The sequence below is a fragment of the Devosia sp. genome, assembly GCF_028290645.1.
In the GTDB taxonomy this organism is placed as follows: domain Bacteria; phylum Pseudomonadota; class Alphaproteobacteria; order Rhizobiales; family Devosiaceae; genus Devosia_A.
The window spans coordinates 1-9,310 of the sequence record NZ_JAQGJL010000210.1; the positions used below are offsets into that span (position 1 = coordinate 1).

11 protein-coding genes and 1 tRNA gene are annotated in these 9,310 nt (G+C 64.8%); 9 read left to right on the forward strand and 3 right to left on the reverse strand.

Translation table 11 applies throughout. The annotated features are described in order from the left end of the window. Window positions 1-131 precede the first annotated feature (131 nt). Complete coding sequence (locus JWQ89_RS11990) at window positions 132-1,127, reverse strand: ABC transporter substrate-binding protein (RefSeq protein WP_299641296.1); 996 nt, start codon at window positions 1,125-1,127, stop codon at window positions 132-134. Between the two features lie 167 nt (window positions 1,128-1,294). Here JWQ89_RS11990 and JWQ89_RS11995 point away from each other — a divergent pair, with 167 nt between their 5' ends. The 6 genes from JWQ89_RS11995 to JWQ89_RS12020 all read left to right on the forward strand — a co-directional run bounded on the left by JWQ89_RS11995 (window position 1,295) and on the right by JWQ89_RS12020 (window position 6,151). Next, a complete protein-coding gene (locus JWQ89_RS11995; protein WP_299641298.1) occupies window positions 1,295-1,708 on the forward strand; it encodes a hypothetical protein in 414 nt (137 codons plus the stop codon). Further along, entirely contained in the window at window positions 1,705-2,691 is a 987-nt protein-coding gene (locus tag JWQ89_RS12000; protein WP_299641300.1) for a PQQ-dependent catabolism-associated beta-propeller protein, read from the forward strand. Before JWQ89_RS11995 ends, JWQ89_RS12000 begins: the two co-directional genes overlap by 4 nt. After that, window positions 2,684-3,928, forward strand: a complete 1,245-nt coding sequence (locus tag JWQ89_RS12005; protein WP_299641303.1) for an amino acid ABC transporter substrate-binding protein — start codon at window positions 2,684-2,686, stop codon at window positions 3,926-3,928. Before JWQ89_RS12000 ends, JWQ89_RS12005 begins: the two co-directional genes overlap by 8 nt. After that, a complete protein-coding gene (locus tag JWQ89_RS12010; protein ID WP_299641305.1) occupies window positions 3,919-4,731 on the forward strand; it encodes an ABC transporter permease in 813 nt (270 codons plus the stop codon). Before JWQ89_RS12005 ends, JWQ89_RS12010 begins: the two co-directional genes overlap by 10 nt. A gap of 80 nt (window positions 4,732-4,811) precedes the next feature. Then, window positions 4,812-5,798: an SDR family oxidoreductase gene (locus tag JWQ89_RS12015; RefSeq protein ID WP_299641307.1), complete on the forward strand. Its 987-nt coding sequence runs from the start codon at window positions 4,812-4,814 to the stop codon at window positions 5,796-5,798. 173 nt (window positions 5,799-5,971) lie between these two features. Next, on the forward strand, window positions 5,972-6,151 hold the full coding sequence (locus tag JWQ89_RS12020; protein ID WP_299641309.1) for a hypothetical protein: 180 nt from the start codon (window positions 5,972-5,974) through the stop codon (window positions 6,149-6,151). A gap of 86 nt (window positions 6,152-6,237) precedes the next feature. Here JWQ89_RS12020 and JWQ89_RS12025 read toward each other — a convergent pair. Then, a tRNA-Gly gene (locus JWQ89_RS12025) sits at window positions 6,238-6,312 on the reverse strand. A gap of 210 nt (window positions 6,313-6,522) precedes the next feature. Here JWQ89_RS12025 and JWQ89_RS12030 point away from each other — a divergent pair. From JWQ89_RS12030 to JWQ89_RS12040, 3 genes are read left to right on the forward strand one after another with little or no spacing between them, the layout of a single operon-like run. Then, complete coding sequence (locus tag JWQ89_RS12030) at window positions 6,523-7,470, forward strand: co-chaperone YbbN (RefSeq protein WP_299641312.1); 948 nt, start codon at window positions 6,523-6,525, stop codon at window positions 7,468-7,470. 58 nt (window positions 7,471-7,528) lie between these two features. Beyond that, on the forward strand, window positions 7,529-8,194 hold the full coding sequence (locus JWQ89_RS12035; RefSeq protein WP_299641313.1) for an LON peptidase substrate-binding domain-containing protein: 666 nt from the start codon (window positions 7,529-7,531) through the stop codon (window positions 8,192-8,194). Then, window positions 8,191-8,433, forward strand: coding sequence for a Trm112 family protein (locus JWQ89_RS12040; protein ID WP_299641315.1), 243 nt, complete (start codon window positions 8,191-8,193; stop codon window positions 8,431-8,433). The genes JWQ89_RS12035 and JWQ89_RS12040 overlap by 4 nt, the downstream gene beginning before the upstream one ends. 4 nt (window positions 8,434-8,437) lie before the next feature. Here JWQ89_RS12040 and JWQ89_RS12045 read toward each other — a convergent pair whose 3' ends face one another. Beyond that, entirely contained in the window at window positions 8,438-8,968 is a 531-nt protein-coding gene (locus JWQ89_RS12045; RefSeq protein ID WP_299641317.1) for a hypothetical protein, read from the reverse strand. Between the last annotated feature and the right edge of the window lie 342 nt (window positions 8,969-9,310).

Below are 9,310 nucleotides of genomic sequence, written 5' to 3' on the forward strand. Positions count from 1 at the left end.
CGACAGCACCTGCGTGTCGTCAAGCAGGTGCTGCAGGCTGTTCAGTTCGAGCGGGAGGTCTCGCCTGAGCTTGGGCTGCTGCTGCTGTGGTTCGGTTGCGGCAGTGGTGCTGCCGTCGCGCAGTTCAACGGCTATTTGCTATAGCCCTTCCAGAACGTGCCGTCGGCCAGGTCGGTCGAGGAGCCGACGACGTCCGGTCCGCCGAACTTCGCCATCACGGCAAAGCTCTCTTCGGCCGGCTTCATGTTGTTGGCAGCATAGCTGGTGACGATGCCGGCGCGGTAGTCGTCACGCAACTGGGCGAAGAGCGCGTCGTCGTCGCCAACATTCATCACCTCGCGGATCTGGTCCCAGACCGCGTCGTCGTTGAGGAGCGCGGCCTTGGTCTCGAACGAGGCATCGAGGAAGGCGGTCAGCGCATCGGCCTTGTCGGCGGCGGTCTCGTCGAAGAAGGCCCAGCCGAGCAGCGGCGGGGTTTCCGAAACGCCGAGATCGGCAAGCATGGCGGCAACCGAGATCAATTCGGTCTTCCCGGCGAGCTTGGCGCGCGAGTTCCAGTTCCAGAGGTTGAGCGCCGCCTGGGCCTGGCCGCCGGTGATCAGTTCGTTGACCAGCGGCGGGGCGCCGAACTTGGCCGAAGCGTCCTCGGTGAGGTTGCCGCCGGTCAGCTTGTTGTATTCGGCGGCGAGGATGACATAGCTCTTGTCGACCGGGCTGCCGGAGACGGCGAGGGTCTTGCCCTTCAGGTCCGCGACCGAGCCGATGCCGGCGGCGGGATCGACGACGAGGCCGCCGACGGTCAGCGAGTGCGGCACCATGGTGACCATGTTGCCTTCGTGGCGCTGGATCGAGACCCAGACGAAATCGGAAAGGATGACGTCGACCTGCTTCGCCTGCAGCGCGATCTGTCCGGCCTTGCTGTCGGCGACGTCGCGGACATCGAGTTCGAGCCCGTGCTTCTTGTCGATACCGAGCGCCGACATGGCAGCGAGCTCCCACTTGACGGTGCCGGTCGCCTGCACGCCGAGCGAAAGCTTCCTCGGCCCGTCGGCCTGGGCGAAGGTGCCGGTGGTGGCGCCGATCGCCAAAGCGAGGCCTGTCAAAGCGATAGCAAGTATTTTGCGCATGGTTTCTCCGCCGAACGCCAGACATCTGGTGGTTCAGCGCTAGCACCCGGGAACATTGGCCTTGGCTATATCACGTATTGAGGCCGTAGGGTTGCAGGGCCTCGGGCGCGCGGCCCACGGATGTGCGATATAACCATCGACACAGGCCTCCGGGGGAATCCTCCAGCATGAAGAAACTCGCACTCGCGGCAGCTGCCGTACTGGCACTCGGCGGCGGGGCGCATGCCGAGGGGAACCTCGCCGCCAACGGCACCGACCTGACGCTCGAGATCAACACCATCGATCTCAAGTTCTCCCAGGACGTCTGGGAGCTCGAGACCGGCAAATACTACCAGCTCGACATCACCTCGGACGGCAACGAGGAGATCGCGGTGGTGGCGCCGGAGCTGTTCCGCAATTCGTGGATCGACCAGGTCGTCGTCAACGATCTCGAGGTGAAGAGCAACGGGCTCTACTCGGTGGAGTTCGACGATGCCGGGACCTTCACCATTTCGTTCGTGCCGATCCGGCCGGGCGAGTATGAAATCTACGTGCCCGGCTACGAGAATCGCGGGCTCAGGGGCAAGTTCATCGTCAAATGATCACCAGACGCACATTCGTCGCGACGGCGACCGCCTTGATCGCCGCGAGCGCCGTGCCGCGGGCCGCCGCCAAGGGCACCGGGATGATCTTCGTTTCGACCGAGAAGGGCAACGAAGTGGTGGTGCTCGACCAGTCGCTGGCGGTGGTCAAGCGGATCGCCACCTCGCGCCGCCCGCGCGACATGCATTTCAATGCAGCGAAGGAACTGCTCTACGTCGCCTGCGGCGACGACGACACGATCGACGTGATCGACGTGGCGAGCCTCGAAGTGGTCGACTCGATTCCCACCGGGCCATCGCCGGAAGTGTTCGCGTTCTCGCCCGACGAGAAGATGATCTATGTCTCGAACGAGGAGGATTCCCGGCTCGAGGCGATCGATCTCGCGACGCGCGTCTCGGTCCAGCAGATCCCGACCGGCGCCGAGCCTGAAGGCGTCTTGCTGATGCCCGACGGCAAGACCGCCTATGTCACCTCGGAAGTCGCCGACATGGTGCATGTCATCGATACGACCACCGGAGCGGTGAGCAAGAACATCCTCGTCGGCACGCGCCCGCGGCGCTTCATCCTGACGCCGGACCAGAGCGAGCTGTGGGTCAGCTGCGAACTCTCGAGCGAGATCTACATCATCGATACGGCGACCAACGAGATCAAGGGCGACAGCCTGATCTACGTGCCGGACGGGTTCCGCGAGGAGGATGTCACTCCGGTGGGGATGGCGATCACCAAGGACGGCAGCAAGATCCTGCTGAGCCTCGGCCGCGCCAACCATGTGGCGATCATCGATGCCAGGACGCATGAGGTCTTGTCCTACGTGCTGGTGGGCAAGCGCGCCTGGTCGGTGGACCTCACCAGCGACGAGAAGTTCGCCTATGTGGCGAACGGGCTCTCGGACGACATCACGGTGATCGACATGGCCTCGATGAAGGCGGTGAAGTCGGTGCCGGTGGGCCGCGTGCCGCATTCGGTGTTGATCGATGACTGAGTGGCGCGCACTTGCGGCGGTCCTCGCTTCTCCCCTGGGGGGAGAGGGGGCGCTGGGGCGCCGGCTGGGCAAAGTCGCTCTTAATCTGCTTGTCCCAATCACAGCACTGCTCTTCTCCACCGCCGCCATCTCCGCCGAGGTGAAGATCGGCTATCTTGGGCTGAAGGACGACCCGCGCTATCATCCGGACATTGTCTACAACCGCATCGAGATCGCTCCCGGCGGCAACCCGATCGATGGGGCGACGATGGGGATCGAGGAGATGAAGGTGGTCTCCGATGCGGTGGACCAGCAGGTGGTGCTGGATCACCAGGAAGCCACGGATGCCGCCTCGCTGGTCGCGGCGGTCGGCGAGATGGTGAAGGCGGGGGAACAGTTCGTCATCCTCGACCTGCCGGCGGAACTGGTCGACCAGGTCGCCGGGGCGACGCGGGAATGGCCGGTGACGCTCCTGAACGCCACGGCGCCCGAGGATTTCCTCCGCAACCGGTGCTATCCGAACCTCCTCCACACGGCGGCATCGGATCGCATGCTGTCCGATGCAATGGTGCAGCTGCTGCGCGTCCGCAACTGGACCAAAGTGCTGATGCTGGTCGGCACCGAGCCGCGCGACAAGGCGATGGCGGCGGCGTTCCGCGCCTCGGCCGAGCGGCAGCGCTTCAACATTGTCGACGAGCGCGAGTTCACCCTCGCCACCGATCCGGCGAACCGGGAGAAAAACAATTCGCTGCTGATCACCGGCAATGCCGATTACGACGTGGTGTTCGTTGCCGACCACCAGGGCGAGTTCGCGCGCTACCTGCCCTATGCCACCCAGCTGCCGCGGCTGGTGGTGGGGTCCACCGGGCTCGTCGCCTCGGAATGGCAGTGGAGCTGGGACCGCGACGGCTCGACCCAGGTGACCTCGCGCTTCGAGGCGCTGACCGACGGGCGGCGGATGACCGGGCAGGACTGGGCGAGCTGGATCGCCGCCAAGGCCATCGTCACCGCCTACGCCAAGGCGCGAACCGGCGAGTACCAGGCGACTGCCGACTATATCCGCGGCAAGCGGCTGAAGATCGACGGCGCAAAGGGGGTGCAACTGAGCTTCCGGCCGTGGGACGGGCAGCTGAGGTTCCCGATCATTCTCGCGACACACAACGCAGTGATCGCCGAAGCGCCGCTCGAGGGATTTTTGCACCAGACCAACGTGCTCGATACGCTCGGCACCGACGAGCCGGAGCACAAGTGTCAGTAAGCGCACGGCATCTATGGCTTGGCGTCTACGCCATCACCTGGCGCGAGATCGCGAAGTTCCTGCGCCAGACCGAGCGGCTGCTGTCGGCGCTGGTGCGGCCGGCGCTGTGGCTGCTGGTGTTCGCGACCGGGCTGCACGACCTGCTCGGCGTCTCGATCGTCCCGCCGTACCAGACCTATACGCCTTACCAGGAATATATCCTTCCGGGGCTCGTCGGCATCGTCATCCTGTTCCAGTGCATGCAATCGGCGCTGTCGATGGTCTATGACCGCGAAGCAGGGGTAATGCGGGTGATGCTGGTGACGCCTCTGCCGCGTGGGTTCCTGTTGTTCGCCAAGATTGCCGGCGCGACGATCCTCGCCCTGCTGCAGGCCTATGCGTTCCTCATCGTCGCCAAGCTCGTCGGCTACGGAGTACCCGATTTCGGCTACCTGACGGCGATCCCGGCGATCCTCCTTGCCGGGCTGATGCTGGGTTCGATCGGGCTCCTCGTCTCGGTCTATACGCCGCAGATCGAGAACTTTGCCGGGATGATGAACTTCGTGGTGTTCCCGATGTTCTTCCTTAGCTCCGCGCTCTACCCGCTGTGGAAGCTCAGGGAATCGGGTGCCGAGATCGTCTACTGGCTGAGCTTCGTGAACCCGTTCACGCACGCGGTGGAACTGATCCGCTTCGCCATGTACGGCCAGCTCAACCTCGTCTCGCTCGGCGTCGTCGCCGGCGTGGCCGTGGTAGCGTTCCTCCTCGCGGCCCGCGGCTACGATCCGCAGGCCGGAGCGATCCGCAAGGTGAAGCGGGACTGAGCCGCTCGTGCGTTTGGGCCGGTTGAAATCGCTGCCGTCCGGTGATCAGGTGCCGCCCGCATAGTTGCGGGAGGATTTTCATGAGCTTGAACGTACTTTTCGTCGGCGGGACGGGACAGATTTCGCTGCCCTGCGTCGAGCGCGCGGTGGCCGAGGGCCACAAGGTCAGCGTGTTCAATCGCGGCCTCCGCGATGCGGAACTGCCGGTCGGGGTGACCTCGATCGTCGGGGACATGAAGGACCCGGTGGCCTATCGGGCGCTGGGGGCGCAGAAGTTCGACGTCGTGGCGCAGTTCATGGTGTTCACGCCCGAGCAGATGGCGGAGGACATCGCTACCTTTGCCGGTAACACCGGCCAATATATCTTCATCTCCTCGGCCTCGGTCTACGAGAAGCCGGCCAAGCACTACATCATTACCGAGAAGACGCCGACGGTGAACCCGTACTGGGGCTACAGCCAGGCCAAGATCGCTTCGGAAGCGCTGCTGAAGGCCGCAAAGAACCTCCCGTGGACCATCGTCCGGCCAAGCCACACGGTGCGTACCGGGCTCCCGACCATGATGGGCGAGGGCGACATCGTCATCCGCCGCATGCAGCAGGGGAAACCCGTGATCGTCGCGGGCGACGGCACTTCGCCGTGGACGCTGACGCGCTCGGTCGATTTCGCCGTGCCGTTCGTCAACCTGTTCGGTAAGCCCGCCGCGCTCGGCGAGGATTTCCACATTACGTCGGACCGCGGCTATAGCTGGGACGATATCTATCGCGCCATCGGCCGGGGCGTCGGGCTGACGCCGAACATCGTCCATGTGCCCAGCGACACGCTGGTCGCCTATCGCAAGGAATGGGAAGGCCCGCTGCTCGGCGACAAGACCTGGTCGGCGCTGTTCGACAATTCAAAGGTGAAGCGCGTGGCCGGCGATTTCAGCTGCTCGGAAAATCTCGACGAGGTGCTGGAGGACTCGATCGGGTTCCTCAAGGAGCGGCTCGCGAGCAATGCGCCGGTGAACATGGAACTCGATCCGCTGATGGACCGGATCACCTCGGAGCAGGCGGCGCTGGGACGCTAGACGCAAGCATGCGGCCCGCGTCCCCTCTCCCTCCCGGGTCGGGTGAGGGGTTCAGCGGCTCATGTCGCCCGCCCCCGCCTCATCCGGCCTTCGGCCGGGCGAGAGGTTTTTTCGCCCGGTTGCGCGCACCAAAGACCCCCTCGCGCGTTTCTCCTCGAAGAGAGGAGGACACTATGGGCGACAAGCACAAGGGCAAGAAGAAGGACGCCGTGCCAGCCAGCCACGGCAAGAGCGGCGAGGCGAAGAAGGACAAGGACAAGCTCGCCAAGTCCACAGTCAAGGACGACGCGCACGAGATGCCCGGCGCCGCCGGGTTCCTGAGCGCGGGGGCCGAGGAAGACACCTACGACTAGGTCCTGGCCCGCAACGCCACTGCGCGAAAATGCGAAAGGCCGGACAGGTGTCCGGCCTTTGTCGCATTCCCACGATAGGGAAGTTTTGGAGCGGGCGAAGGGATTCGAACCCTCGACCCTAACCTTGGCAAGGTTATGCTCTACCCCTGAGCTACACCCGCACTCCATCGGCAATTGACGATGCCTTGTCCCCGTGGGAGCTTGGCATCGCGTCGCCGCGCGCCTATATGCCCAATCGAAAGCACGTTTGCAACCCATAATTCTGGCCTGCGGCAAGCAGCGATAATGCTTGCCTCGAAGCCCTTCAGGGGCGCAAGAAAAGCAGGCAATCCCGGGGTCGCGAGGCGCCCCGCACGGCAGGAATCCAGCGCATGTCCCTAAACGACCTCAATCCCGCCTCCGCCCCATCGGCCCCGCCCGCCGGCGCGCTGATCAAGGAATCGACCGACCGTGCGTTCAAGGCCGATGTCATCGACGCCTCGCTCGAGGCGCCGGTGCTGGTCGATTTCTGGGCGCCGTGGTGCGGACCCTGCCGGCAGCTGACGCCGAACCTCGAGAAGGTCATCAACGAGAAGGCCGGCAAGATCCGGCTGGTGAAGATTAATATCGACGAGAACCCCGGCGTCGCCGGCCAGCTCGGCATCCAGTCGATCCCCGCGGTGTTCGCCTTTGCCGGCGGCCGGCCGGTCGATGCGTTCCTCGGCGCGATCCCGGAGAGCGAGGTGCGGCGGTTCGCCGACAAAGTGATCGCCGCGGCGCCCGCGGGCCAGCCGCAGCCGGGGTCGATCGAGGAAGAGATCAAGAATGCACTCGCCGCCGCGGCCGAGGCGCTGACCGCCGGCGACCTCAACCAGGCGGCGCAGATTTACGGGATGGTGCTGCAGCACCGGCCGGAAAATCCGGCGGGCATCATCGGCATGTCGAAGGTGTTCCTCGCCGCCGGCGAGCCAGAGCAGGCCAAGGCCGTGCTCGACACCATGCCCGAGGGCGAGCGGAAGGGCGAGGACTACACCTCGACGCTGGCGGCGCTGAAGCTCCTCGCCGAGGCGGCCGAACTCAGCGAGGCCGACGAGCTTGCCGCGCAGCTCGAAAAGAACCCCGACGACCACCAGGCGCGCTTCGATCTCGCGGTCAGGTACAATGCCGATGGCAAGCGCCTCGAGGCGGCGGAGGAACTGGTGAACCTGATGCGCCGCGACCGGACCTGGAACGAGGACGGGGCGCGCAAGAAGCTGCTCGAACTGTTCGAAGCCTGGGGCCCGAAGGACCCCGCCACCCTGAAGGGGCGTCGGCTGCTGTCGGCGCTGCTGTTCAGCTGATTTACTCCTGCGACACCGCGGACCGAACGTCCGGGTGCCAGCGCCTGAGGAGCCGCCAGTGTTGAAGCGTCCAAACTCTCCCGCCGATCTGCCTGCCAGCGTGCCGGTGTTCCCGCTGACGGGCGCGCTGCTGCTGCCCTATGCGCGGCGGCCGCTCAATATCTTCGAGCCGCGCTATGTCGAGATGATCGACCATGCGCTGAAAGGCGATCGGCTGATCGGGCTGATCCAGCCGCGCGACACGTCCGAGGAAAGCCCCAAGGGCCGGGCGCCGCTGCAGCGCATCGGCACGGTGGGCCGGATCAGCCATTTCGAGGAAGTCGAGGACAGCCGCTATTTCGTCATCCTCGAAGGCATCTGCCGGTTCGAGCTGCTCAAGGAAATGCCGACCATGACGCCGTTCCGCCGTGCCATGATAGCGACCGACGCGTTCGCGGCGGATTTCGATCGCGAGTTCGGCGAGGCGGCGGTCGACCGCCCGCGGTTCCTGAAGATGATGCGGGAGTATGCCGAGTTCGGCAATTTCGACCTCAACTGGGACGAGATCGAAAAGACCGGCACGGCGGACCTGGTCAATTTCTGCGCCATGGTATCGCCTTATGGGGCGGCCGAAAAGCAGGCGCTGCTCGAGGCCGATACGCTCGAGACACGGGCCGAGACGCTGATCGCCATGGCAGAGTTCGAGATGGCCCGGGGCGGCAACCGGGCCTCCCCGCTCAATTGAGCGAGCAGCCGGCCCCCGCCGCAGCGCTTCGCCACGCGGTGGATGTGAAGACGCTCGAAATGCTGGTCTGCCCGCTGACCAAGACGCGGCTGACGCTGTCGGCGGACGGGACCGAACTGATCTCGGTGGCCGCGCACCTCGCTTTCCCGATCCGCAACGGCGTGCCGATGCTCAGCCTCGACGAGGCGCGCCAGATCGAGCAGGGGGACATGGGGCGGAACCTGCCAAGGCTGGGGTAGGGCGCTAGAGGCCGAGGTCCTCGGGCGTCAAAGTGGTCTTTTCGGCCCGCTTGTGGATGGCCGGCAGATGCGGCAGCTGCAACATTTCCGCGAGTATCCTCAAGTAAGCCAGCACCTGCCTCCTGCCCACATTGGTATCGTACCACCAGTCCCCGTCGAGCTTTTCGGCATACTGGATCAGGTGCGGCGCGTTGGAGTAGAGGGCGGCGGCCGATCGGGCCACGATCCGGCGTCCCCTTTGGGTGGGCGTCAGCGACAGCTGGTCGATCAGACCGGGGCGATTCTTTTCGCACAGCAGGATGACGCGCCGGAGCAACTCCTTGAGGCTATTGGCCTCGACAGGCGTATTGCCGATGACGGTAGTATAGGCGCCGCTGCTGCGGGGAAGCCGCTGGGCGGGCGTCGACGCCCGCGCCCGCCGGGTCCCAGCGATCCCGAGCAGCCGGCGGAGAATGGCATTGTGCGACTCCTCGAAACTGATCCGCGCACTTTCGATCGCCCGATTTACGTCGATGTCGATTTCGACCGTCTTCATTGTACTTCCCCTGTCTGCTGCTGCCTTGCTCGGCTTGGCCTTGCTTCCGCTTGGCAATCTTGCTCGGCGGTCGCCTTGCTGTCTTTGTAGCCTTGCCCGGCTCACCAGCCCCATTCGCACCGTTGCCTTATAAGACAACACGCCGCACTGAACCAATGCTGTCTTATAAGACGCTTGACCGGCAGGGAAGTCGACTGGCGCCTAGGGCAGCGGGAGGAGGTGCTTGGCGGGAGTGGGAACGGTGCTCGGGGAGCAGCAGCAGAACTGTTCTGCCTGCGGGTTGGACCGGCTGCTTCGCTAATGTGACCCCCGAAACTTATCCGTGCACTTCGATCGCTTGAT

Excerpts from the sequence above, each read along its gene's own strand:
- JWQ89_RS12030 (WP_299641312.1), top strand. The coding sequence starts at position 6,523 with ATGTCCCTAAACGACCTCAATCCCGCCTCCGCCCCATCGGCCCCGCCC.
- JWQ89_RS11990 (WP_299641296.1), bottom strand. The coding sequence starts at position 1,127 with ATGCGCAAAATACTTGCTATCGCTTTGACAGGCCTCGCTTTGGCGATC.
- JWQ89_RS11995 (WP_299641298.1), top strand. The coding sequence starts at position 1,295 with ATGAAGAAACTCGCACTCGCGGCAGCTGCCGTACTGGCACTCGGCGGC.
- JWQ89_RS12005 (WP_299641303.1), top strand. The coding sequence starts at position 2,684 with ATGACTGAGTGGCGCGCACTTGCGGCGGTCCTCGCTTCTCCCCTGGGG.
- JWQ89_RS12045 (WP_299641317.1), bottom strand. The coding sequence starts at position 8,968 with ATGAAGACGGTCGAAATCGACATCGACGTAAATCGGGCGATCGAAAGT.
- JWQ89_RS12000 (WP_299641300.1), top strand. The coding sequence starts at position 1,705 with ATGATCACCAGACGCACATTCGTCGCGACGGCGACCGCCTTGATCGCC.
- JWQ89_RS12015 (WP_299641307.1), top strand. The coding sequence starts at position 4,812 with ATGAGCTTGAACGTACTTTTCGTCGGCGGGACGGGACAGATTTCGCTG.
- JWQ89_RS12020 (WP_299641309.1), top strand. The coding sequence starts at position 5,972 with ATGGGCGACAAGCACAAGGGCAAGAAGAAGGACGCCGTGCCAGCCAGC.